25 protein-coding genes are annotated in these 23,737 nt (G+C 71.5%); 19 read left to right on the top strand and 6 right to left on the bottom strand.

The annotated features are described in order from the left end of the window. Positions 1–143: 143 nt before the first annotated feature. Entirely contained in the window at positions 144–1,076 is a 933-nt protein-coding gene (locus ACGFNI_RS12155) for a serine protease (protein ID WP_393682937.1), read from the top strand. 101 nt (positions 1,077–1,177) lie between these two features. Here ACGFNI_RS12155 and ACGFNI_RS12150 read toward each other — a convergent pair whose 3' ends face one another. After that, the gene (locus tag ACGFNI_RS12150; protein ID WP_393682935.1) at positions 1,178–2,218 is read right to left on the bottom strand and encodes a chitinase; all 1,041 of its coding nucleotides are present in this window, start codon (positions 2,216–2,218) and stop codon (positions 1,178–1,180) included. 332 nt (positions 2,219–2,550) lie between these two features. Between ACGFNI_RS12150 and ACGFNI_RS12145 the strand changes: the two genes are divergently transcribed. The 12 genes from ACGFNI_RS12145 (at position 2,551) to ACGFNI_RS12090 (ending at position 12,633) form a co-directional block, all read left to right on the top strand. Continuing rightward, on the top strand, positions 2,551–3,753 hold the full coding sequence (locus ACGFNI_RS12145; protein ID WP_393682933.1) for a hypothetical protein: 1,203 nt from the start codon (positions 2,551–2,553) through the stop codon (positions 3,751–3,753). Further along, a complete protein-coding gene (gene cpaB / locus ACGFNI_RS12140) occupies positions 3,750–4,466 on the top strand; it encodes a Flp pilus assembly protein CpaB (protein ID WP_393682931.1) in 717 nt (238 codons plus the stop codon). The genes ACGFNI_RS12145 and cpaB overlap by 4 nt, the downstream gene beginning before the upstream one ends. Positions 4,467–4,479: 13 nt before the next feature. Then, entirely contained in the window at positions 4,480–5,820 is a 1,341-nt protein-coding gene (locus tag ACGFNI_RS12135) for a CpaE family protein (RefSeq protein WP_393682929.1), read from the top strand. A gap of 3 nt (positions 5,821–5,823) precedes the next feature. Beyond that, the gene (locus tag ACGFNI_RS12130) at positions 5,824–6,201 is read left to right on the top strand and encodes a TadE/TadG family type IV pilus assembly protein (RefSeq protein WP_393682927.1); all 378 of its coding nucleotides are present in this window, start codon (positions 5,824–5,826) and stop codon (positions 6,199–6,201) included. A gap of 4 nt (positions 6,202–6,205) precedes the next feature. Next, a complete protein-coding gene (locus tag ACGFNI_RS12125; RefSeq protein ID WP_393682925.1) occupies positions 6,206–6,676 on the top strand; it encodes a TadE/TadG family type IV pilus assembly protein in 471 nt (156 codons plus the stop codon). Then, entirely contained in the window at positions 6,673–8,010 is a 1,338-nt protein-coding gene (locus ACGFNI_RS12120) for a CpaF family protein (protein WP_393682923.1), read from the top strand. The genes ACGFNI_RS12125 and ACGFNI_RS12120 overlap by 4 nt, the downstream gene beginning before the upstream one ends. Positions 8,011–8,071: 61 nt before the next feature. Continuing rightward, positions 8,072–9,016 (top strand): type II secretion system F family protein, encoded by a 945-nt coding sequence (locus ACGFNI_RS12115; RefSeq protein ID WP_393682922.1) that lies wholly within the window; start codon positions 8,072–8,074, stop codon positions 9,014–9,016. A gap of 15 nt (positions 9,017–9,031) precedes the next feature. Then, positions 9,032–9,931: a DUF5936 domain-containing protein gene (locus ACGFNI_RS12110; protein WP_393682920.1), complete on the top strand. Its 900-nt coding sequence runs from the start codon at positions 9,032–9,034 to the stop codon at positions 9,929–9,931. A gap of 499 nt (positions 9,932–10,430) precedes the next feature. After that, positions 10,431–10,595 carry a membrane protein gene (locus ACGFNI_RS12105; protein WP_018089307.1) on the top strand — a complete coding sequence of 55 codons (165 nt, stop codon included), beginning with the start codon at positions 10,431–10,433 and terminating at the stop codon, positions 10,593–10,595. Positions 10,596–10,609: 14 nt separating this feature from the next. Beyond that, a complete protein-coding gene (locus ACGFNI_RS12100; RefSeq protein WP_393682918.1) occupies positions 10,610–11,317 on the top strand; it encodes a pilus assembly protein TadG-related protein in 708 nt (235 codons plus the stop codon). Between the two features lie 100 nt (positions 11,318–11,417). After that, entirely contained in the window at positions 11,418–11,999 is a 582-nt protein-coding gene (locus ACGFNI_RS12095; protein ID WP_393682917.1) for a hypothetical protein, read from the top strand. A 7-nt stretch (positions 12,000–12,006) separates the two neighbouring features. Then, a complete protein-coding gene (locus ACGFNI_RS12090; RefSeq protein WP_393682916.1) occupies positions 12,007–12,633 on the top strand; it encodes an OmpA family protein in 627 nt (208 codons plus the stop codon). A gap of 181 nt (positions 12,634–12,814) precedes the next feature. Here the strand turns inward: ACGFNI_RS12090 and aac(6') are convergent, their stop codons facing one another. Both aac(6') and ACGFNI_RS12080 read right to left on the bottom strand, forming a co-directional pair. Continuing rightward, positions 12,815–13,288, bottom strand: coding sequence for an aminoglycoside 6'-N-acetyltransferase (gene aac(6') / locus ACGFNI_RS12085; RefSeq protein WP_393683055.1), 474 nt, complete (start codon positions 13,286–13,288; stop codon positions 12,815–12,817). A 107-nt stretch (positions 13,289–13,395) separates the two neighbouring features. Continuing rightward, the gene (locus tag ACGFNI_RS12080; protein ID WP_393682915.1) at positions 13,396–13,776 is read right to left on the bottom strand and encodes a DUF192 domain-containing protein; all 381 of its coding nucleotides are present in this window, start codon (positions 13,774–13,776) and stop codon (positions 13,396–13,398) included. 70 nt (positions 13,777–13,846) lie between these two features. On the opposite strand from ACGFNI_RS12080, the gene ACGFNI_RS12075 reads away from it, so the two are divergent. Beyond that, positions 13,847–14,584, top strand: a complete 738-nt coding sequence (locus ACGFNI_RS12075) for a prepilin peptidase (protein ID WP_393682914.1) — start codon at positions 13,847–13,849, stop codon at positions 14,582–14,584. A 173-nt stretch (positions 14,585–14,757) separates the two neighbouring features. On the opposite strand, the gene ACGFNI_RS12070 is transcribed toward ACGFNI_RS12075, so the two are convergent. Beyond that, positions 14,758–15,741: a GlxA family transcriptional regulator gene (locus ACGFNI_RS12070; RefSeq protein ID WP_393682913.1), complete on the bottom strand. Its 984-nt coding sequence runs from the start codon at positions 15,739–15,741 to the stop codon at positions 14,758–14,760. A gap of 70 nt (positions 15,742–15,811) precedes the next feature. On the opposite strand from ACGFNI_RS12070, the gene ACGFNI_RS12065 reads away from it, so the two are divergent. Continuing rightward, a complete protein-coding gene (locus ACGFNI_RS12065; RefSeq protein WP_393682912.1) occupies positions 15,812–16,504 on the top strand; it encodes an HD domain-containing protein in 693 nt (230 codons plus the stop codon). 58 nt (positions 16,505–16,562) lie between these two features. Here the strand turns inward: ACGFNI_RS12065 and mgrA are convergent, their stop codons facing one another. Then, on the bottom strand, positions 16,563–17,600 hold the full coding sequence (gene mgrA / locus ACGFNI_RS12060; RefSeq protein WP_393682911.1) for an L-glyceraldehyde 3-phosphate reductase: 1,038 nt from the start codon (positions 17,598–17,600) through the stop codon (positions 16,563–16,565). A gap of 121 nt (positions 17,601–17,721) precedes the next feature. On the opposite strand from mgrA, the gene ACGFNI_RS12055 reads away from it, so the two are divergent. The 4 genes from ACGFNI_RS12055 to ACGFNI_RS12040 all read left to right on the top strand — a co-directional run bounded on the left by ACGFNI_RS12055 (position 17,722) and on the right by ACGFNI_RS12040 (position 23,082). Continuing rightward, positions 17,722–18,519 carry an isoprenyl transferase gene (locus ACGFNI_RS12055; protein ID WP_393682910.1) on the top strand — a complete coding sequence of 266 codons (798 nt, stop codon included), beginning with the start codon at positions 17,722–17,724 and terminating at the stop codon, positions 18,517–18,519. Positions 18,520–18,970: 451 nt separating this feature from the next. Next, complete coding sequence (locus ACGFNI_RS12050; protein ID WP_393682909.1) at positions 18,971–20,308, top strand: PhoH family protein; 1,338 nt, start codon at positions 18,971–18,973, stop codon at positions 20,306–20,308. A gap of 407 nt (positions 20,309–20,715) precedes the next feature. Continuing rightward, positions 20,716–21,417, top strand: a complete 702-nt coding sequence (locus ACGFNI_RS12045; RefSeq protein ID WP_393682908.1) for a transglycosylase SLT domain-containing protein — start codon at positions 20,716–20,718, stop codon at positions 21,415–21,417. 135 nt (positions 21,418–21,552) lie between these two features. Beyond that, positions 21,553–23,082, top strand: a complete 1,530-nt coding sequence (locus ACGFNI_RS12040; RefSeq protein ID WP_393682906.1) for an AI-2E family transporter — start codon at positions 21,553–21,555, stop codon at positions 23,080–23,082. A gap of 121 nt (positions 23,083–23,203) precedes the next feature. Here the strand turns inward: ACGFNI_RS12040 and ACGFNI_RS12035 are convergent, their stop codons facing one another. After that, complete coding sequence (locus tag ACGFNI_RS12035) at positions 23,204–23,737, bottom strand: alkyl hydroperoxide reductase (RefSeq protein WP_393682905.1); 534 nt, start codon at positions 23,735–23,737, stop codon at positions 23,204–23,206.

The following is a 23,737-nucleotide window of genomic DNA, read 5'->3' as shown; positions in this document are numbered from 1 at the left end:
AGGCCGTTTCCTGTCGCCACATCAACTTGCCATCAATATCCCCGGATTCATTGCCTCAGGGCCCGTCGGCGCTAACAATGCGCACGACAAAACCGAAGGTACGTACGGACCTTCGGTGACGGAAGCTTGAGAGGACCCCCACAATGAATCGACCTCTCGTCGGCACCCTGGCCACGGCCGTTCTGGGAGCCGCAGCCCTGGTGGGCACCGCCGGTACGGCCGGCGCCGCCCCCCTCCCGGGCAAGGCAGCCACCGCGTCCGACGCGGCGGCGGCGAAGGGCGCGGCACACATATCCGCGGCCCCCGCGAAGGCAGGGCAGCACACCAAGGCGGTGGACTTCGCCGGCACGGTCGCACTGAGCAATTGCTCGGGATCGATCGTCAAGATGCCCACGTCGAAGGAGACCGACAAGGCCCTGGTCATGTCCAACGGACACTGCCTGGAGTCCGGGATGCCCGGCGCGGGTGAGGTTCTCGTCGACCAGCCGTCCAGCCGCAGCTTCACCGTGCTGGACGCCAAGGCGGGCAACCTGGGCACGATCAAGGCCACCAAGGTCGCGTACGCCACGATGACCGACACCGACGTCTCGCTCTACGAGACCGGCTCCACCTACGCCGACATCCAGCAGAAGTACGGCATCAAGCCGCTGGAGCTGGCCACCGAGCACCCCGCCAAGGGTGCGGCGATCACCGTGGTGTCCGGGTACTGGAAGAAGACCTACTCCTGCAAGGTCGACGGGTTCGTACACGAACTCAAGGAAGGCGACTGGACCTGGAAGGACTCGGTCCGCTACACCCCGGAGTGCCAGACCATCGGCGGCACCTCCGGCTCCCCGGTGCTCGACGACGCCACCGGCAAGGTCGCGGCCATCAACAACACGGGCAACGAGGACGGCGAGAAGTGCACCGTCAACAACCCGTGCGAGGTGGACGAGAGCGGCAACGTCACCGTCCACAAGGGCACCAACTACGCCGAGGAGACCTACGGGATCCCGAAGTGCTTCGCGGCCGGTAACAAGCTCGACCTGAGCCAGGACGGCTGCACGCTGCCGAAGCCGTCCGGCGCCCGCCGCTGATCCACCCACGCAGCAGGCGGGGCCCCGCGCAGTCACTGCACGGGGCCCCGCCGTGGGGGGTGGCGCACGAGGGGCCCGCCGCACCCGGGCCCGTCACACCGTTACGGCAGGCCGTGCACGTGCCCGCCGACCTGGCTCGCGAAGGCGTTGCCGTTCGACGCGTCCCAGTTCGTCGACCAGGTCATCGCGCCGCGCAGGCCCGGGTAGGTCTTGGACGGCTTGAAGGAGCCGCAGCCGCTGCCCTTGGTCAGGCAGTCCAGCGCGTCGTTGACGACGGACGGGGCGACGTAGCCGCCGCCGGCCGCGCTGGAGGACGCCGGGACGCCGATGCCGACCTGCGAGGCGTCGAGGCCGTTCTCCAGCTGGATGCAGGCGAGGCCGGTCAGGAAGTCCACGGTGCCCTGCGAGTAGACGTTGCCGTCACAGCCGATCATCGAACCGCTGTTGTAGTACTGCATGTTGACGGCGGTCAGGAAGTCCTTGATGCCGAGCGCCGTCTTGAAGTACTCGTTCTGCGGTGACTGCATGTCGATGGTCTGCGGCGCCATGGTCACCACGACGTCGCTGTGCTTGGCGTGCACGGCCTTCAACGCCTGCGTCATATAGGTGGAATTCAGGCCATTTTCCAGGTCGATGTCGACGCCGTTGAAGCCGTAGTCGTCCATCAGCTTGTTGAGGGAGGCGGCGAAGTTCTCGGCCGACGCGGAGTCGCTGACCGACACCGCGCCCTTCTCGCCGCCGACCGAAAGGATCACCGACTTGCCGGCCGCCTGCTTGGCCTTGATGTCCGCCTTGAAGTCGTCGTCCGAGCCGTAGCCGACCGCCGGATCGAGCTTGAAGGTGACCTCGCCCGGCTTACCCGTCGCGTCGGCGAAGGAGACCGCGATGATGTCGTACGCGTCGTCGACGTCCTTCAACTTCTGCACGGTGGCGCCGTTGTCGAAGTTCTGCCAGTAACCGGTCACCGCGTGTTTGGGGACGGCGGCTGCACCCGCCGACGGGGCGGGCGCGGACTGCTGCGGCCGGGTGTCCTGCGCGGCCTGCGCGGTGCCCGACGTGGCGACGCCGGCCGACACCAGCGCGGCGGCGGCTGCTGTGGCCAGCAGCCCTCTCTGCAATTTTCCTGATCGTGCGCGAACCACGACTGCCTCCGTGGGGGGGGAGTTGGCTGGTATGCGGATGCGCGCTCAGGGGCCCCTGTGCTGCCGTACAACGTGGTCCAGACCATTGAACCTGTCAAGGTTCAGGACACAACCGGTTGCCGCGCGTGAGCGGCGCGCAAGCGGGAAGGCGAAGGGGGAGGCAGTGGAACGGCATGTTCCGCAGCGTCCCGTGGGAGTGACGAGTGACCCGGAACGTGTTCTCCCGGACGTATCTCGCGGATAAAGTGCTGGGCGTATGGCGCCGATGGCGCAGAGCTGTGCCGATCCGCGGTCCCGGGGCCCCCGGAGGCCGAAGGGAGTGGGGGAGCGACGTGCCGACGGCGATTGCAGTCACCAGCCCCGACCTCGCCCTGCCCGCCACCGACCGGCAGACCCCCGCCGCCGTCGTGCTGCGCGCACCCGGACTCCAGCCGCTGGACGAGGCGTTGACGGAGACCGGTGCCGTGCTGGAACACCACGGCCACCTCATCGTGCTGTACTCCGCGGCCTGCCCGCCCGAGCACGTCCGCAGACTCCACACGCTCCGCGCACTCCTGGAGAGCGACCGGATCGCGATCGTGCCGCTGGAACTGCCGCCGCTCGGCGTCGCCGTACTCGCCCGCCAGCTCCGCCAGTTGTCCCTGTCCGCGCTCACCCCCGGCGTACTGGCCTGCGCCGCGCGGCTGCTGGCGCACTACATCCACGCCGGTGCGCTGCTCGGCACCGTCAGCGGCCTGGACCGGGTGCCGGTCGACCTGCGCTCCCACGTGACGTCCTGGCTGCCCGGCGCGCAGTTCGCGGTACTCGCCCACCCCGAACCGCAACTGGTCCGCCTGGAGCGGAACTCCACCACCGCCGGACTGAAAGGGCCCACGTACGGCACCCAACTCGCGACGGCCCGCGGTCACTTCGCCGGCGACTGGGTGTCAGGCGTGCTGGCACCCTCCTGGCAGGTCCAGGGCGGCTACGAAGTGCCGCTGCCCGCCGAGTCGGCCCAGTGGTGGGGCACCCGCAAGCTCGTCGAATTCGCCGCGGCCATACCGGATCCGGCCCTGCTGCACCGGCTGGTGTCCTCCGTACGCCGCGAGGCGTGCCGCTGGTGCGGGCTCGAACTCATCGGCGACCGCTGCGCTTTCTGCGCCACTCCGCTGCCCGCACGGGACAGTAGAACCGCAGGTGGACGCGCGGTGACCGCGGCCCGTGCACCCGGCGGCGCGGTGGCCGCCGGACCGGGATCCGGCGGCGCGGTCGCCGCCATAGCGGGCCCGCCGCCCGCGGGCTCACCGCTGCCGGGACCGCCCGCGCCACCCCCGCCCGGCCCCGCCGCACCCGCCCCGCCGCACTCGCCGCCGACCGGCCTCGGCCTGTCCCCGGTGGCCCTGCCGGGTGTCCCGGGCACCCGTGGCCGCCCGGCGCCCGGCGGCCCGGCGGACGTACGGGGCCCGGACGCCCTGAGCCGTACGGGCGGCCCGTACGGACCCGCCGACCGCCCCTTCCCGTCCCGCCCCGCCCCGATCGAGGTCCCCCACCCATGAACGCACGCCAGCGCCGCGGACTGATTCTGCTGCTCCTGTCGGCCCTGTGCGCAGCCGCCGCATTCATCGGCGTGCTGTCGGTCATCAGGAACGTCGAGTCCAAGGTCGGCCCGGAGAAGACCGCCTACCGGCTGAAGACCGACGTCGCGGCCTACAAGGCGCTGGATCCCGGGCAGTTCGAGAAGGTGACGGTGCCCCAGCGGTGGCTGCCGGCCACCGCCGTGACCCGGCTGGACGACCTCAGCGGCAAGATAGCGGTCACCCCGCTGCACAAGGGATCGCTCCTCCAGGACGACATGATCGTCGACCGGCCCGCGCTCAAGCCGGGCGAGCAGGAGATCGCCATCATGATCGACGCAGCCACCGGCGTGGCCGGCAAGATCAACCCCGGTGCCCGGGTGAACATCTACGCCACCTTCGACGGCAGGCGCCCCGAGGACAAGCCGGTCTCCAAGGTCATCGTGGCCGGCGCCCAGGTCATCGACGTCGGCAAGCTCACGCCGCTGGAGGCCAAGGACCCCGGCGACACCACCGCCGCCCGCCGCGACGGCGAGGCCGTCCCGATCACCTTCGCGCTCGGCACCCGCGACGCCCAACGCGTCGCCTACGCCGAGTCCTTCGCCTCCCACGTACGCCTGGCCCTGCTCGCCCCCGGCAGCCAGAACACCATCCCGCCCGGCGAGCGCACCTACACCCTGGACGGCGACAAGTGACCCGGAGGCACCGGTGACCATCCGCATCCTGCCGGCCATCGGCGACCCCGACACCGCACGCGCCGTCGCCGCGCTGCTCGGCCAGCTCCCGCACGCCGAACCCGCGCCCCCGGCCGCCGACTCCACCGCGCTGCTCGACACGCTGGCCGGCGCCGTACCGCCCGGAGCGAGCGGCCCGGCGGCCGTCGAGGCGCTGCCCGAAGTCGTCCTCGTCCACGAACGGATCGGGCCGCTGCCCGCGCTCGACCTGATCCGCGAGGTCGCGCTCCGCTTCCCCGCCGTCGGCGTCGTCCTGATCACCACCGACGCCGGGCCCGCGCTGTTCTCCGCCGCCATGGACGCCGGCGCCCGCGGCATCGTCAAACTGCCCCTGGGCCACGACGAACTGGCGGCCCGGGTCCAGGCCGCCGCCCAGTGGTCGGCCGGGGTACGCGCCCACCTCGGGGCCGGCCAGGACGCGGCGCCGGGACCGGCCGGCACCCTGGTGACCGTCACCGGCGCCAAGGGCGGCGTCGGCACCACCGTCGCCGCCGTGCAGCTCGCGCTCGCCGCCCGCGGCGCGGGACGCAGCGTCGCGCTGGTCGACCTGGACCTCCAGTCCGGTGACGTCGCCTCCTACCTGGACGTCCAGTTCCGCCGCTCCGTCGTCGACCTCGCCGGCATCGCCGACATCTCCGTACGGGTCCTCCAGGACGCGGTGCACGACCACCCGACAGGGCTCGGCCTGCTGCTCGCCCCGGACGAGGGGGAGCGCGGCGAGGAGGTCGACGACCGGGCGGCCCGCCAGATCCTCACCGCGCTGCGCTCCCGCTACGAAGTGGTGATCGTCGACTGCGGCTCCCAGATGCAGTCCGCGAACGCCGCAGCCGTCGAACTCGCCGGCACCGCCCTGCTGGTGACCACCCCCGACGTGGTGTCCGTACGCGCCGCCAAGCGGCAGGTGCGGCTCTGGGACAGACTCCAGATCCGCAAGGCCGAGGACACCACCACCGTCGTCAACCGCCTCACCCGGCACACCGAGATCCAGCCGCCGCTGGTCGCCAAGGCCACCGGCACCCACGTCGCCAGGACCACGGTCCCGGCCGCCTTCAAGGAACTCCAGCCGTGTGTCGACTCCGGCCGGATGCAGGACCTCGACAGCCGGTCCACGGTCCGCGCCGCCCTGGGGGCGCTGGCCGGTGAACTCGGCCTGATCGACGCCCCCGAGGCCGTCCACGGCCGCACCGGACACCGCGCCAGACCCTCGCTGACCGGCCGCAAGCGCAAGGCCCTGACGGCGGGCCCCGGCACGGCGGCCCACCGGGCGCCGGGAGCGGCGCCAGGACCGCGCGACCCGGCCGCCCCGGAGGGCTGAGCGGTGCGGCGCCCGCTGGGCGGCAGCGACCGGGGCCAGGTCTCCGTGGAGTTCCTCGGCATGCTCCCGCTGATCCTGCTCGTCCTCGTCCTGCTCTGGCAGTTCGTGCTGGTCGGCTACACCTTCACGCTCGCCGCCAACTCCGCGGACAAGGGCGCCCGCGCGGCCACCGCGACCCTCGACGGCGGCCCCGGCGCCTGCCGCACCGCCGCCGAGCGCGACCTGCCCGCCTCCTGGCGCGAGGGCGCCAGCACGTCCTGCGGCACCGAAGCCGGACTGTGGAAGGCGACCGTACGCATCAAGGTCCCGGTGCTCTTCCCCGGGGCGGGCGACTTCCCGTGGACGGTCACCGGCACCGCGGGCGCGGCGAAGGAAGGCTGAGGGGATGGGAAGGATCACGGAAACGCGGACGGGTGCGGCCTTGCGCCTGGTGCCCGCCCGGCTGCGCGGGCGTGGCCGGGACCGCGGGCAGGCGTCCATCGAGTTCCTCGGCTTCCTGCCGCTGCTGCTGCTCGTCGCGCTGGCCGTCGTCCAACTCGGCCTCGCCGCCTACGCCGTCCAGCAGGCCGGCACCGGAGCCCGCGCCGCCGCCAGGACCGCGTCCCTCGACGCGGCGGACCGGGAGAGCGGGCCGCAGGCCGCCGGGCGGGCGGCGATGAGCGGCTGGGTCGCCGAGGGGGCGCGGATCAGCGTCGGCGGCGGCAGCGGCGCGGTGCGTGCCACGGCGACCGTCACCATCCCCTCCGTCATCCCCGGCGTCGGCTTCGGCACCGCCAGCCGCAGCGCGACGATGCCCCGCCCCGCGGACCTGCCCGCGCCGGGCGTCGCCGCCTGGGAAGGAGCCGTCGCGCGATGAGTCTCAAAGGCCGGATCAGTACGCCGGAGCCCGCAGGAGAGCCCCGCCAGGACGGCCATTTGGTGCCCGTCTACCGCGCCAAACTCCTCGCGGAGATCGACCTCGCGGAGATGTCGTCGCTGGCCGCCGCCGAACGCCGCTCGCGCCTTGAGCGGGTGCTCGGCCACATCATCAGCCGCGAGGGCCCGGTGCTCTCCACCGCCGAACGGGGCCGCCTCATCCGCCGGGTGGTCGACGAGGCGCTGGGCCTCGGCGTCCTGGAACCCCTCCTGGAGGACGCCTCGATCACCGAGATCATGGTCAACGGCCCGGACCAGGTCTACGTCGAACGCTCCGGCCGGGTCGAGCTGGTCCCCGTCCGTTTCGCCTCGCACGAGCAGCTGATGCAGACCATCGAGCGGATCGTCTCCACCGTCAACCGCCGCGTCGACGAGTCGAATCCGATGGTCGACGCCCGGCTGCCGTCCGGCGAACGCGTCAACGTCATCATCCCGCCGCTCGCCCTCAACGGCGCCACCCTCACCATCCGCCGCTTCCCGCGCGCCTACACCCTCGCCGAACTCATCGGCATGGGCACCCTGGACGACCAGATGCTGATGCTGCTGGCCGCGCTGGTCCGCGCCAAGGTCAACATCGTCGTCTCCGGAGCCACAGGCGCCGGCAAGACCACCCTGCTCAACGCGCTGTCCGGGCTGATCCCCGACGGCGAGCGGATCATCACCGTCGAGGACGCCGCCGAACTCCAGCTCCAGCAGAGCCACGTCATCCGCCTCGAATCCCGCCCGCCCAACGTCGAGGGGAAGGGCCGCATCACCATCCGCGACCTCGTACGCAACTCCCTGCGCATGCGCCCCGACCGCATCATCGTCGGCGAGGTGCGCGGCGGCGAGACCCTCGACATGCTCCAGGCGATGTCCACCGGACACGACGGATCGCTGGCCACGGTGCACGCCAACAGCGCCGAGGACGCCCTGATGCGGCTCCAGACCCTCGCCTCCATGTCCGACGTCAAGATCCCCTTCGAGGCGCTGCGCGACCAGATCAACAGCGCCGTCGACTGCCTCGTCCAGCTCGGCAGACACGCCGACGGCACCCGCCGGATCAGCGAGATCGCCCTCCTCGACTCGCGCGGCCACGAGGACTACCGCATCGCCACCGTCTGCCGCTTCGACGCCGAACCGATGGCCGCCGACCGCGTCGTGCACGGCAGGTTCCGCTACTTCCCGCTGCCCCGCCGGATCGCCGAACGCCTCTTCATGGCGGGCGAGGCCACCCCGCCCGCCTTCGGCGTCGCCGCCACCGACGACCAACTCGCCACCCGGGAAGCCCGATGACCCCCGCCCCGCCGGCCGCCCCGCGCCGCCCCATCCCCACGTCCCCCAGGGAGCACACCCGATGAGCGGCATCGACCCCGCGCTGCCCGCCATCGGCGCCACCCTGCTCTGCGGGGCGCTCGCGGTGGCCGGGATACGGACGTACGCGGCCGGGCGGGCCCAGCGGCAGGCCGTCGTGGAGCGGCTCGCCGACGAGCGCGGCCTGCCGGTGGCCGGGCGGGGCCGCCGCTTCCGCTCCGTCGACCGCGCGCTGCGCCGCACCCGCTACGGCCGCCGCATCGAACGCCGGCTGGCCGCCACGGGCCTCGACGTCACCCCCGGCGAGTTCACCGTCCACCTGCTCGCCGCGGTCGTCGTCCTCTGGGTGATCGCGCACGCCACCCTCGCCGCGTTCTTCGGCCCGATCGCCGCGCTCACCGTGATCTGGGCCGCCTTCGCCTTCCTCAACTGGCAGCGCCAGAAGCGCATCGAGAAGTTCATCAACCAGCTCCCCGAACTCTCCCGCATCCTGGCCAACGCCACCCAGGCGGGGCTCGCGCTGCGCACCGCCCTGGGCATGGCGGCCGAGGAACTGGAGGCCCCGGCGGGCGAGGAGCTGGCCAAGGTCTCCGACAAGCTCGCCGTCGGCCACTCCGTCGACGAGGCGCTCGGCGAACTCGCCGAACGCCTGCCCTCACGCGAACTGGTCGTTCTGGTCACCACGCTGGTGCTCGCCAACCGCGCGGGCGGCACCGTCGTCGGCTCGCTGCGCAACCTCACCAAGACCCTGGAGGAGCGCAAGGAGACCCGCCGTGAGGTCCGCACCCAGCTCTCCCAGGTCGTCGTCACCGCCTACGTCGTCCCGTTGCTCGGTATCGGCACCCTGCTGCTCATGAACCGCATCGCGCCCGGCGCCATCGACCGGATGACCTCCTCCTTCCTCGGCCAGCTCGCGGTCGTCGCCGCCTTCGTCCTCTACGGGCTCGGCTTCTTCTTCATCCGCAGGCTCTCCAAGATCGACGTGTAGGGGACGGGTACCGCAATGGGCATCGGAATCGGAATCCTGCTGGCGCTCGCCCTCGCGCTCGCGGTCGCCGGCATCTGCTACGGCCTCGCGCTCTTCCGCAGCGAGGCCCGGCTGCCGCCCGACCTCGCGGTGTCCCTGGAGGTCGGCGCGACCCGCACCACCGCCGTCGGCTCGGCCGTCGACCGTACGGGCATGCGCTACGCGCCCGCGGTCCTGCGGCTGATGGGCGACAAGCGCGTCGCCCGGGTCCGCCGCCGGATCGATCTCGCGGGCAACCCCGGCGGTCTCACCGTCGACCGCTACGCCGCCCGCCGCGCCGTCTACGGCGCGCTCGGCGTCTTCGGCGCGCTGGTGATGTTCCTGCGCGGCCAGCCGCTCCTGGGCGTCTTGATGGTCCTCTTCGCGCTGTTCTGGACCGAGGTCGGCATCTGGGCCGCCATCCGCCAGCGCAAGGACACCATCGAGCGGACCCTGCCGGACTTCCTGGACGTCCTCGCGGTGGTCGTCAGCGCGGGGCTCGGTTTCCGCCAGGCTCTGGACCGCGTCGCCGACCGCTACGAAGGCCCCTGGGCCGACGAACTCCGCATCACCCTGCGCCAGATGGACATGGGTGTCAGCCGCCGCGAAGCCTTCGAGGAACTGCGCAAACGCAACGACTCGGAGCAGGTGGCGCAGTTCGTCACCGCACTTCAGCAGGGCGAGGAGCTGGGCGCGCCGATCGTCGACACGCTGATCCAGATCGCCGACGACATGCGGCGCACGGACGCGCAGAACGCCCGCAGGCGTGCCGCCCGCGCCGTGCCCAAGGCCACCATGGTCGTCACCACCTTCATGGTCCCTGCCACCATGATCCTGCTGATCGCAGGGTTTTTCCTCGGTTCGGGCACCCACTTCGGCTCCCTGCTGGGGGAGTGAAGGACGGGGCGTCAAGCGGGGCCACCAGGGGCGGAAGAGGGCGCAGGGCGCCGCGCGCCGGGGCGGCCGTGCCCCCGTTGCGCAGCGCGCCCGCGCAACCGGCCGGATCCCCCCGCGGGACACCGCAGCTTTGGGTCAACACCTTCGCTGGAGCAACGAGTTGTGCCACAGTGGGGCCTCGGCGGCTCCCCCGCACCCCGGTGCGGTCGGGCCGGCCGGCCCGCCACGGCGTCGGTATCGCTATCGGATGGTCCCGGAGGGGGATCGGGGGTGAACGGGGTGCGAAATGCGCTGCCGGGCCCGAGTGCCCTGAGTGGCCGAAAAGCTGCGCTGTGTCTCTTCTCCGTGTCCCCGCAGGAGTATTGGGTACGGATTCCCTGTTCCGGGAACGCCTATCCGGCGTACTTTTCTCGTGTCGTGACCGCGGAGCTACGCGCCGACACCGGGGGGACAGCCCAGCCGGACCAGAGCGGGACGGCCGCCCATGGAGGGAAAGACGATGGCGAAGCGGATTTTGGGGAACGACCGGGGACAGACCTCGATCGAGTACCTCGGCATCATCGCGGTGGTCGTGGCGATCGTCCTGGTGCTGTCGACCACGGACTTCGGCAGCCAGATCGCCAACGCCATCGCCAACAAGATCTCCGACGTCGTCGGCATCTAGTTGCCGCCACCGCCATGACGGCCCTCACCGCGCGCCGCCGGCGCGATGCCGGCCAGGCTTTCCCGATCTACATCGTGGCGGTCGCAGGGCTGCTCTTCCTCGCCTTCGCCTTCTTCGCCGTCGGCCAGGCCGCCGCTACGCGCAACGGCGCGCAGACCGCGGCCGATGCCGCTGCGCTGGCTGCCGGGCAGCAGTACCGCGACCAGCTCGGCGAGGGGTTCATCGACGCGCTGCGGCACGGCGCGGCCTGGCAGGACCTGATCGAGGGCCGCGGCGTCGACTCCGGCGCCGCCTGCGACCACGCCGCCTGGTTCGCCGGCCGCAACGACGCCACGGTCTCCTCCTGCACCCCCGACTCCTGGCCCACTTCCTTCGCGGTGCGCGTCACCTCCCGTACCGCCGTGGGGAGTTCGGTGATCCCCGGCACCGAGCACACCCACGCCACCGCCGACGCCACCGCGGTCGTCGCCCCGCGCTGCACGGTCACCGACACGCCGGGCGAAGGATCGGGCGACGGCAGGGGCGGGGACGGTAATAAGGACGCCAACGGCGAGGCCGGCAAGGACGGCAAGGGGGAAGGCAAGCCCGGCGGGGACGGGTCGGGGGACGCGCCGTCCCCCGTCCGCCTCGTCTGTGACGGACGGGCCTGGCAGCTCGACCCCGCCGCGCTCCACGGTCTCCCGGAAGCCGCCGACCTGTTCTCCGTGCGGCTCGCCCGATGACCACCCGCCCACGCGGCACACCGGCCGCCGCGCGCACCGCGAGGAGCTCTCGCCGCCCGGCCGGACCGATGACCCGCTGACGACCAAAGGATTCGCACCCATGAGCATGCGGCGCACCACGAAAGCCGCCCGAGGAGCGGTCGCCATGGCGAGCGCGGCCGGCCTGGCACTGGTCGTGGCCGGCTGCGGAGGCGGCGGTGCCGCCTCCCAGAAAGCGGACGGCAGCCACCCGAAACGGAGCACCGCCCCCCAGGAGACCGGCTCCACCGCCCCCGCAGCCGAAGCGGACGACGCCATCGGGGAGATCAAGGGCCCGGACGGCGTCGTGGTCACCCTGCACTCCGTGATCCGCGACTCCGGCGGCTTCGTCACCGTCAATGGCACGGTCGCCAACCACGGCAGCCGCGTCTTCAACGCCATCGACTGGCGCTCCAACGAATCGGAGATGCGTTCCAGGTCCTCCCTCTCCGGCGCCACGCTCGTCGACAAGGAGGGCAAGAAGCGGTACTTGGTGCTCCGCGACACCGACGGCGAGTGCCTGTGCACCACCGGCCTGAGCGGACTGCAACCCGGCGCGAGCCGCCCGATCTTCGCCCAGTTCCCCGCGCCGCCCGCCAAGGTGACCGAGGTCGACTTCCAGCTGCCGACCATGCCGCCGGCCAGCGTGCAGATCACGGAATGAGAGGCCGATGACCGCGCCGCACCCGCCCCGCACCCCCTCTCTGCCGCGCACCGCGGCCACCGCAGCCGTGCTGCTGCTGACCGCCGCGCTCACCGTCCCCGCCGCGCGGGCCACCACCCCGCCCGGCATCACGGAGGACAGCACACCACCGGTCCGCATCGACGCCCGCGACCCCGACCTGCGCATGGTCCAGGGCGCGAAGCTGGCCCCGTCGAAGGTCCTCAACATCAAGTCGGTGGTCGAGACCGACGACGGCGCCGAGCAGCGGCAGGACACCAACGACAATGTGACGTTCTCGCTCCAGGCCGAGGTGCTGTTCGGCAAGGACAGCGCCGAACTGTCATCGGACGCCCGCTCCCGCATCGGCGCCATCGCCACCGAAACCGAACGCCAACACGCCACCGACCTGCGGGTCTTCGGCTTCACCGACAGCCTCGGCTCGTCCGCCCACGGCGTCAAGCTGTCCAAGGAACGCGCCCACGCCGTCCAGCGCGAACTGGCCGAGAACCTGGACTCATCGGTGACGTTCCAGGTCCGCGGCTACGGCGAGCAGTACCCCATCGCCGACAACGGCACCGAAGCCGGCCGCAAGAAGAACCGCCGGGTGGAGGTCAGCTTTCCCCGCGCTTCCTGACGACGGTGCCGACCGAGCCGGCGACGGCTCGGTGGGTGGCGGCGCAGTTCTCGCGCTGTCCGGGAAACCGTTGTCGCGCGGATCTCGCCGATGGCCGTCGGTGACGGTGGAGCGGCCCACCGAACAGAGCCCATGCGGCCCTTGTCGCGTCACGCCCCGAAGTGTCCGAAGGCCGACCGCGTCAGGACAGCTCGTCTGCGAGCAGATCCATCAGAAGCCCGTCCTGCCAGGCGCCCGTTCGGTGGTCGCGACCGTACGACCGCATGATCCCCACGGGTTTGAACCCGACCTTGCGGTAACAGCGGATCGCCGCGGTGTTGGCCACGGCGGGGTCGATGGTCAGCCGGTGATGGCCGCGTTCCCGCACCAGCCACCGGGCCAGCGTGCGCACCGTGTCGGCACCGAGCCCCTTCCCGTGACTCCCCGCCGTCAGGAAGATGTCGATGCCGGCATGGCGGAACTCGGGATCGGTCTCTTCGTCGAACTGGACGGCGCCGATGACCTCACCATCGAAAACGACGGCCAGCATGCCCTCATAGCCGTCCGGAGGCGACCACCACGCCGCGACTTCCGGTTCTCGTACGACCCTTTCGAGGATCTCGGTATCGCCATCGGCCACCGAACGCAGCACGACCTTGTCCCCATGCAGTTCCATGCCCTCATTCTCGCTGAGCGATGAAGGCACCTTCAGCCCGTGCGGCCCCGTCACGCACGAGCTGACCGGCTCACCCAAGGGCGGCGCGGCGGTCAACTTGGCGCTTCTCAGGGTGAGGTGGGTGGCTCGGGCGTGGGGCGTACCTCCAGTGTCAGACCGGGGCGCAGGCCCCATCCGGCCATCGCGCCCGCCTCGGCCTCCAGTACGTGCCGGGACCGCGGCCGTGGCAGCCCCAGTCGCCCCGGGCGCATGGTCCGCACCGCCAGCACCCTGAAGTCCCGCCCCAGATAGGCGACATCGAGCGCGAACCGCATCCGGAAGGTGTGCACCCCGCTCGCCGGGGTCAGCAGCAGCGCGCCCTCGATGCCGTCGCGTCCCAACAGCCCCCGGGTGCGCGCCCGGTAGGACGCCGCGACCTCGACGGGCACCACCACATCCGCGCCGTGCAAGGTCCCCGCGCCGTCCCGCCACCGCTTCCTCGAGCCCATGGGCGCCGTTCTACCAGCCCCGCGCGCGGAGTCCGAACGCGCCGGGACCGCCGCCCTCTACAGTCGTCGCGTGTCGCCGACGCTGATGACCCTCGCCGCCGCCTACGGTGCCGCCGCCGGACTGCTGCTGCCCCGCCCCGCCCACCGGATGGCCGTCGAACCGGAGGAGGACTGGCGCGCGCACTGCCCCGCCGGCCATCCCCTCACCGGATACGCCGGCGGCTGGCTGGGACCGCCGCGCTGCCCACGGTGCCGGACGGCCTGCGGGCCCGCGGCGCTGCCGACGGCCGCCGCGACCGCACTGGTCTGCGCGGCGCTCGCGGCGGCCACCGGCGCCCGCCCCGAGCTGGCCGCCTGGCTGCTGATGGCCCCCGTGGCCGTCCTCCTGGCGGCCGTCGACTGGCGGGTGCGGCGTCTCCCGGACGCGCTGACGCTGCCGCTCGCCGCCCTGGCCGCCGCGGCGCTCGGACTCGTCGGCTGGCTCACCGGCACGTCGGGATCCTGGCTGCGGGCACTGCTGGGCGGCCTGTTGCTCGGCGCGTGCTACCTGCTGCTCTTCGCCGTCAACCCCAGCGGGATCGGCCTGGGCGACGCCAAGCTGGCACTCGGCCTGGGCATCGCCCTGGGGTGGTACGGCTGGCGCGCCCTGCTCACCGGCGGCGCCGCGGGGGTGTTCATCGGCGCGCTGTGGGGCGCGGGACTGCTGCTCGCCCGCCGTGGCCGGCGCCAGGAGCCCATGCCGCTCGGCCCGTTCATGATCGTCGGAGCCCTCTGCGGACTGCTGCCCGCAGCCGCCGCGGCCGGCTGAGCGGCGGCCCGTGAGCCCCGGCGCGCGACCGGGGCACACCGGGTTGCGCGTCCTGCACGCACCACCCCTCGGTCGGGGTTATGGTGGAGACCCCCCCTCGGGCCGGTCCGTATCCCCCCCACGGACCGGCCCGCTTTTTGTTTCCCGGACGCGCATCCGCCGTACGACGCCCGTCAGCTCTCCGGCGCCGTGAAGGCCGTCCGGTACGCGCGGGGCGAGGTGCCGAGCAGCCGGCGGAAGTGCCGCCTGAGGTTGGACGGACTGCCGAGGCCGCACTCGTCGGCGACCCTGTCGATGCTTAGATCGCTGTGTTCCAGCAGCTCACGGGCCCGGTTGAGGCGGGCGGCCAGCAGCCACTGGAGGGGCGTGACCCCGGTCTCCACGACGAACCTGCGGGCGAAGGTCCGCGGCGAGACGCTGGCGTGCCCGGCCAGCAGCGCCACCGACAGGGGCTGGTGCAGCCGGTCGAGCGCCCAGCTGCGGGTCGCGGCCAGCGAGGCGCCGTCGGACTCGGGCGGCAGCGGGTGCTGCACGTACTGGGCCTGGCCGCCCTCGCGGTGCGGCGCGGCCACCAGGCTGCGCGCCACCCGGTTGGCCGTCTTCGCCCCCACGTCCCGCCGCACGAGGTGCAGACACAGGTCGATGCCGGCGGCCACCCCCGCCGAGGTGAGGACCTGTCCCTCGTCGACGTACAGCACGCCGGGATCCACCCGTACCCGCGGATGGCGGGCAGCCAGCTCGCCGGCGTTCTGCCAGTGGGTGGTCGCCGTGCGGCCGTCCAGCACACCGGCCGCGGCCAGGGCGAACGCGCCGGTACAGATCGAGACCAGCCGCGCGCCCCTGGCGTACGCGGCGGCCAGCGCGTCGAGCACCGCGGGCTCCGGCGTGCGCAGATGCGGAGCGAACCCCGGGACCACCACCGTGTCTGCCCGGCGCACCGCCTCAAGACCTGACTCCACGGTGACGCCGAACCCGGCGGTGGTGGGCACCGGTCCTGGCGCCGCGCCGCAGAGGGTGAGGCGGTAGGGCGTCGGCTCCTCGCGCGGCGCGAAGATCTGCGCCGGGATGCCGAGGTCCAGCGGCAGCACCGAAGGGAGCACCAGGACCGCCACGTCGTGCGGAGGCAGGACGGCGGGAGCGGGGGAGCGGTCGGACATGGCAGGATCCTCTCGCAACCTGGCGTTCCTGCCACTGTAGATGCGCAGCCACCGGGCCGAGCATGGAGCCATGACTCCAGGAGAATCCCAGGTCACAGCTGGTCTGAAGGCTGTTCCCGCGCCGCGGGAGCTGATCCCCGCGCTGCCGGAAGACCCGCTCACCCGCCGCGCGCTCCACCTCGTCATCCGGGAGGAATCCGCCCCCATCGCCCACCACAGCATCCGCAGCGCCCTGTTCGCGCGGCTGCTCGCCGACCACCGCGGCGCCGAGCCCGGCTGCGACTACGACCCGCAGCTGCTCTTCCTCGCCTGTGTGCTGCACGACATCGGCCTCAGCGAGCGGGGCAACGGACGGCAGCGCTTCGAGGTCGACGGGGCGGACGCCGCCGCGGCCTTCCTCACCGAGCAGAACCTGCCCGCCGGGCAGGTCGACGCCGTGTGGGAAGCCATCGCCCTGCACACATCGCCCGGCATCGCCGAACGCCGGGGCACGCTGTGCGCCTTCGTCAGGGCCGGGGTGGGGATGGATTTCGGCCGCGATACCGACTTCATCAGCGACGCCACGGGCGCCGCGATCCACGCGGCCTACCCGCGGCTTTCGATGACCACCACGCTCGTCGACGAGGTCGTCGCGCAGGCCGTGGCCCGCCCGGAGAAGGCCCCGCCCCACTCGTTCCCCGGCGGGGTGCTGCACGAGCGCACCACCCCGCCGTACCGCGCCTCCATCGAGGAGCGGACGGCGGCGGCACGGTGGGGCAACTGACCGCACGGGCGGCACGCCGGGCCTGCACGCGCCGCCCGTAAAGGACACCGGAGGTACGTCAGCCCCGGCGTGCCCAGATGTTCACGCCGTCCGTCGTCTCGGCGAACTCGTCGATCTCGGCCAGCTCGGTCTCCGTCAGCACCGGGGCGGCCAGCGCCGCGACGTTCGCCTCCAGCTGCCCGACGCTGCTCGCGCCGATCAGGGCGGACGTCATCCGCGCGTCGCGGAGCACCCAGCCGAGCGCCAGCTGGGCCAGCGACTGGCCGCGGCGGGCGGCGATGTCGTGCAGACCGCGCAGCCGCCGGATGACCTCGTCGGACAGGAGATCCGGGTCGAGCGACTTGCCCTGTGCGGCGCGCGAGCCCTCCGGAATGCCGTGCAGGTACTTGTCGGTCAGCAGACCCTGCGCCAGCGGTGCGAAGGAAATGCAGCCCATGCCCTCGGATTCGAGGGTGTCCAGCAGGCCGTCGTCCTCGGTCCAGCGGTTGATCATCGAGTAGGACGGCTGGTGGATCAGCGCGGGGACGCCCATCCCGCGCAGGATCCTGGCCGCCTCGCGGGTCTGCTCGGCGTTGTACGAGGAGACGCCCGCGTACAGGGCCTTGCCCTGCCGGACGGCGGACGCGAGGGCGCCCATCGTCTCCTCCAGCGGGGTTTCCGGGTCGAAGCGGTGCGAGTAGAAGATATCGACGTAATCGACACCCATCCGCTTCAGCGACGCATCCAACGACGAGAGGAGATATTTCCGCGATCCCCATTCCCCGTAAGGACCGGGGTGCATCTGATATCCGGCTTTGGTCGAGAGAATCATCTCGTCGCGGTAGGGCCTGAAGTCCTGCGCGAAGATCTTTCCGAAGTTCAGCTCGGCCGAGCCGGGCGGCGGGCCGTAGTTGTTGGCCAGGTCGAAGTGCGTGACGCCCAGGTCGAAGGCGCGCCGCAGGATCGCGCGCTGGGACGCCAGGGTGCGGTCGTCGCCGAAGTTGTGCCAGAGTCCAAGGGAGATGGCCGGAAGTTTGAGGCCACTGCGGCCGGTACGCCGGTACTCCATGGAGTCATAGCGTGATTCCGCGGCGCAGTAAGGAGAGGAACCAGTCATGGTCATCTCCTTATCACGGACTTGTGACATACCTGATTGGGCTGTTGAGACGCCCGAGAAGTAAAGTTGCCGACTTAGGCGACGGGGCGACCGCCATGGGCACGGAGGGGCTGGACCACACATGCTGCGATCTTCCGGGGTGCGCATCCCGTATCCGCCTGCACTGCGGAATCTGGTGTACCGGCTGTACGCGCGCCGGGTGGAGGGCCGCCTGGACCACACCCAGGTGCCCAAGCACATCGGCGTGATCCTCGACGGCAACCGCCGCTGGGCGCGGGCCGACGGCCGGACGACGGAACAGGGACACCAGGCCGGCGCCGCCAAGATCAGCGAACTGCTCGGGTGGTGCGAGGAGACCGACGTCGAGGTCGTCACCCTCTGGCTGCTGTCGACGGACAACCTCGACCGGCCCGAAAAGGAACTGACGCCCCTGCTGGGCATCATCGAGAACACCGTGCGCGATCTGGCGGTCGGCGGTCGCTGGCGGGTGCACCACGTCGGCAACCGCGACCTGCTGCCCGCCGACACCCAGCAGGTGCTCAAGAAGGCCGAGCAGGACACCGCCGACAACACCGGCGTCCTGGTGAACGTCGCCGTCGGATACGGCGGCCGGCAGGAGATCGCCGACGCGGTCCGCTCCCTGCTGCACGAACACGCCGAGCGCGGCACGTCGTTCGACGAGCTTGCCGAGATCGTCGACATCGACCTCATCTCCGAGCACCTCTACACCCGCGGCCAGCCCGACCCGGACCTGGTGATCCGCACCAGCGGCGAACAGCGCCTCTCCGGCTTCATGCTCTGGCAGAGCGCCCACTCCGAGTACTACTTCTGCGAGGTCTTCTGGCCGGCGTTCCGGAAGGTCGACTTCCTGCGTGCGCTGCGCGACTACGCGGCCCGGCACCGGCGTTACGGCTTCTAGAGCGGCACCGCCACCGGAACGGCACCGCCACACCTGACGGCCGGGCACGCATCCCCACCGGGATGTGCCCGGCCGTCAGTGCGCCGGCAGGAAGGCCGTTCCCGGCCCGCCGGGGCGCAGTGAGCGGGCGCGTTCCTGCGGGGCGCGCCCCGCCGTGGCGCCGCGTAACCCAAGGTTCATCACCTGTGTGTCATATGCCGTGGCATGGGCGTGCGGGTTCGCGGGAATATCCCTTCCAGGTCGGCGTCCGGAATCAGACACGGGCGCCGTATCTCAGCGGACGGCATGGGGTCGTCCGCCCGGGAGGCCCTTTGCACATCACGGACGATCGTGCCCCGTGCACGGCCGACGCGGAGGGCCGGTCTTCGGCCCGTGCAACGTGGCCGGATGCCGGTCCTGTCCCCCGCGACGCCGTCGCACCCCGACCTCATCCGAGGGGGTTCGTCCACCCGTGGTGAACAGCAAGAAGCGCCGTGAGAACGGCCGGCGCACTTATGTCCTCGACACCAGCGTCCTGCTGGCGGATCCAGGCGCCATGTCCCGCTTCGACGAGCACGAAGTCGTGCTGCCGGTCGTCGTGGTCACGGAGTTGGAGGCCAAGAGGCACCATCCAGAGTTGGGTTACTTCGCGCGGCAGGCGCTCCGACTGCTGGACGAGTACCGGGTGCAGTTCGGGAGGCTGGATGCGCCCCTTCCCATCGGGGATCTGGGCGGCACGCTCCGGGTCGAGCTGAACCACTCCGATCCCGCGATCCTGCCCGCCGCCTTCCTCAACGAGCACAGCAGGCTCGGCGACAACGACTCGCGGATCCTGGCGGTGGCACGCAACCTCCAGGCCGAGGGCTACGACGTCACCGTCGTCTCCAAAGACCTGCCGATGCGCATCAAGGCGTCATCGGTCGGCCTGCTGGCCGAGGAGTACCGCGCCGAACTGGCGGTCACCGACTCCGGCTGGACGGGGATGGCCGAACTGACCGTCGCCGCCGAGCAGATCGACGACCTGTTCGCCGACGAGGTCGCCCCCGTACCGGAAGCCGCCGAACTTCCGGTGCACACCGGGCTCGTGCTCCAGTCCGAACGGGGCAAGGCGCTCGGCCGGGTCACCCCGGAGGGTGCGGTCCGGCTGGTGCGCGGCGACCGGGAGGCGTTCGGGATCCACGGACGCAGCGCCGAGCAGCGGATCGCCCTGGATCTGCTGCTCGACCAGGAGGTCGGCATCATCTCGATGGGCGGCAGAGCCGGCACCGGCAAGTCGGCGCTGGCGCTGTGCGCGGGCCTGGAGGCGGTGCTGGAGCGTCAGCAGCACCGCAAGGTGATGGTGTTCCGCCCGCTCTACGCCGTCGGCGGCCAGGAACTCGGCTATCTGCCGGGCAGCGAGGCGGAGAAGATGAGCCCCTGGGCTCAGGCGGTCTTCGACACGCTGTCCGCGGTGACGAGCAAGGAGGTCATCGAAGAGGTGGTGGGACGCGGCATGTTGGAGGTGCTGCCGCTCACCCACATCCGCGGCCGGTCGCTGCACGATGCGTTCGTCATCGTGGACGAGGCCCAGTCCCTCGAACGGAACGTCCTGCTGACCGTGCTGTCCCGCATCGGGGCCAACTCGCGCGTGGTGCTCACGCATGACGTCGCACAGCGCGACAACCTGCGGGTCGGGCGGCACGACGGCGTGGTGGCCGTGGTCGAGAAGCTGAAGGGGCATCCGCTCTTCGCGCACGTCACCCTGACCCGCTCGGAGCGGTCGCCGATCGCCGCGCTGGTGACCGAAATGCTGGAGGACGGCAGGATCTGACCGGTTGTGAACCGCGGCGCCGTCCGGCGAAGCCAAGGAGCTTAGCCGGACGGCGTTCCTGTGCGCGGGAATAACCGAAATTACTTGGGGGTAAACGAGGTGTGAGCTTTCACACCCAGTGGAGAATTGATTCCCGGCATCTCGTTCGGGCAGAGTCTGGGTCCTGTCAGGCCCCGCATACGGCACAACCAGCATCCCCAGAGGTGCGGAACACCCGAACTTCATAGCGAATCGCCGTATGCCGCCCGAGCACCACGCGGACCCCGAGGGGTACGTACCGGGCCCGTGCCTCCCGTGACCAGCCGTCCCCTACCGCTCAACAGGGGGCGGAACAAGGGGAGACCAGCGCCAGGGGCACGATTGCGTCCGCGAGGTCACCTATGCGGACGATGCTGGAAGGAAATCGTGTGAGCCGGATCTCGGTCCGGGGATTCGCCGTGGCCTCCGCCACCGCGGTCACCACCGTCGGCGCCGTGGTCGGCGTCGCCGCAGGCAACGAGCCGGGCTCGGTCGCCAACACCGAAGCCACCGCTGCCGATGCGACGATCGCAGACATTCCCGCGGGCCAGCAGGCCCAGGTGCAGACGGCCTCCCTGACGCAGCAGGCGGACGACCAGTCCACCCAGGCGGATGCGGCAGCCCTCAAGACCGCGCAGGAGTCGGCACGCAAGGCAGCCGCACAAACCGCGCAGGAGAAGAAGGACGCCGCCGACGACGCCAAGGCGAAGGCGGACGCGGAAGCGCGCGAGAAGAAGAAGCTCGCCGCCAACCGTTCCGCAGCGCGTGACGCCGGCGACTTCGTCGCCAAGGGTTCCTACACGATCGCCGAGACGCAGGCCATTGCGCGCCAGATGATCCCGGGCGAGCAGTTCCAGTGCTTCAGCAACATCGTGAGCCACGAGTCCGGCTGGAACTACAAGGCCACCAACGCCTCGTCGGGCGCCTACGGTCTGGTCCAGGCACTCCCCGGCTCCAAGATGTCCTCCGCCGGTTCCGACTGGCAGACCAACCCGGCCACCCAGATCAAGTGGGGCCTGAACTACATGAACAGCCGCTACGGCAGCCCCTGTGGCGCCTGGCAGTTCTGGCAGGCCAACAGCTGGTACTAGGCCCGCCGCCGGCTTCCGGCAGCACCACAGCGCAACCGAGACCCCCGACCGCGTCAGCGTCGGGGGTCTCGTGCGTCCTTCGCGGGTAACGTCGTCCCGTCAGATGTGGGGGACGGGAGGGGAAGAGGAAGCGACATGTCCAGATTGCCTGAGTGGGTCGGTGGCCTCGGCGCCGGTCTGACGCGGCTCTCGCGGCGGCTGGAGGACCAGCGCCGCCGTGCGGAGTCCGCGGCGGCGGCCGACGACCCCGAGGAGTTGCGGCATGCCGTACGCCCCGATGTCCCGGACGGCGCGGCCGAGTCGGGAGCCCCGGGGGCCGCGGAGACCGGCCCGCCGTCCGCCGGGGGAGGGGCCGCGTCCGGCGGCGAAGCCCCGCCCGTGCCGCTGACCGCTCCTCAGAAGGGCGCCGATTCCCCCCAGGAGGCGCGGCCTTCCGACGCGTCCCCGGGGGGCGAGGGAGCCGTCTCGGTGCGTCCGCCGGAATCCGTGCCCGCGCCGCCCGCGTACGCGCCCGCGGTGTCCGCCAGGCCCGATCCGGTCGCCGCCGTGCCGTGGGGCGTACGGGTCGCCGCCGAGGCCGGCTGGCGGCTGCTGGTGCTGGCCGGGACGCTCTGGGTGCTGGCCCGGGTCATCACCACCATCGAACTGGTCGTGCTGGCCTTCGTCGCGGCCCTGCTGATCACCGCGCTGCTCCAGCCGACGGTGGCCTGGCTGCGCCGCCGCGGGCTGCCGCGCGGGTTCGCCACGGCGCTGACCTTCATCGGCGGCTTCGTCATCATGGGCCTGGTCGGCTGGTTCGTGGTGTGGCAGGTGCAGGACAATATCGACTCGGTCTCCAGCCGCATCCTGGAAGGCATCACCGAGCTGAAGGGCTGGCTGCTCAAGAGCCCGTTCCACGTGACCGAGGCGCAGATCAACAACATCGCCAAGAACCTTCAGGACGCGGTCGGCGCCAACACCGAGGCGATCACCTCGGCGGGGCTCGAAGGGGTCACCGTCGTGCTGGAGGTCCTGACCGGCATTCTGCTGGCGATGTTCACCACGCTCTTCCTGCTGTACGACGGCCGCCGGATCTGGTCGTGGGTGCTCAAGCTGGTTCCCGGCGCGGCCCGTGAGGGTGTCGCGGGCGCCGGGCCGCGCGCCTGGCGCACGCTGACCGCCTATGTGCGGGGCACGGTCCTGGTCGCCCTGATCGACGCGATCTTCATCGGCATCGGGCTGTACTTCCTGAACGTGCCGCTCGCCGTGCCGCTGGCCGTGTTCATCTTCCTGTTCGCCTTCATCCCGCTGATCGGTGCGGTGGTGTCAGGTGCGCTCGCGTGCGTCGTCGCGCTGGTCACCCAGGGCGTGTTCACGGCCCTGATGGTGCTTGCCGTGGTGCTGGCCGTGCAACAGATCGAGGGACACATCCTCCAGCCGTTCATTCTCGGGCGCGCGGTGCGGGTGCATCCCCTGGCGGTGATCCTGTCGGTCGCGGCCGGCGGGCTGATCGCCGGGATCGGCGGGGCGGTGGTGGCCGTGCCGCTGGTCGCCGTGACCAACACCGTGGTCGGGTATCTCCGCGCGTACTCCCAGGAACAGGCGGTGCGGATGGCTCCGCAGCCGCGGGGCGCCACGGCGATCGGGGTGGCGCCCACGGCCCCTCCGAAGGCCGTGGAGGACTGAAGGACCCGGCGCGGCCAGGGCCGGCGGACCGTTCCCCGCGCCGCTCCGGTACGCGCACGAAAGACCCAGGCCCCATGGACAACTGTCCACGGGGCCCGGGTCTTTGCGAGGGTGCGGGGGATTACTCCGCCAGCGCCGCCTCGGCGTCCAGGGTGGCGCCCACGGCCTGCAGGACGGCCGCGATCTTGACGGCTTCCTGGATGGTCTCGCGGTCCACGCCGGCCTTGCGGAGCACCTGCTCGTGCGAGTCCAGGCACATGCCGCAGCCGTTGATGGCGGAGACGGCCAGCGACCACAGCTCGAAGTCGACCTTGTCCACGCCGGGGTTGCCGATGACGTTCATCCGCAGACCGGCACGCATCGTCCCGTACTCCGGGTCGGAGAGGAGGTGACGCGTGCGGTAGAAGACGTTGTTCATCGCCATGATGGCGGCGGCCGACTTGGCGGCGGTGTACGCCTCAGCCGAGAGGTTCGCCTTCGCCTCGGGCTCCAGCTCGCGCAGCACCTTCGGCGAGCGCGAGGCGATCGCGCAGGCCAGGACGGTGCCCCACAGCTGCTGCTGCGGGAGGTCGCTGTTGCCGATGACCGAGCCGAGGTTCAGCTTGAGGTCCTTGGCGAAGTCCGGTACCGCGGACTTCAGTTCGTCGAGTGCCAT

This window comes from Streptomyces sp. NPDC048644 (assembly GCF_043199105.1).
Classification (GTDB): Bacteria; Actinomycetota; Actinomycetes; order Streptomycetales; family Streptomycetaceae; genus Streptomyces.
The sequence above is the reverse complement of the archived record's forward strand: the minus strand, read 5'-3'. Positions and strand labels throughout refer to the sequence as shown.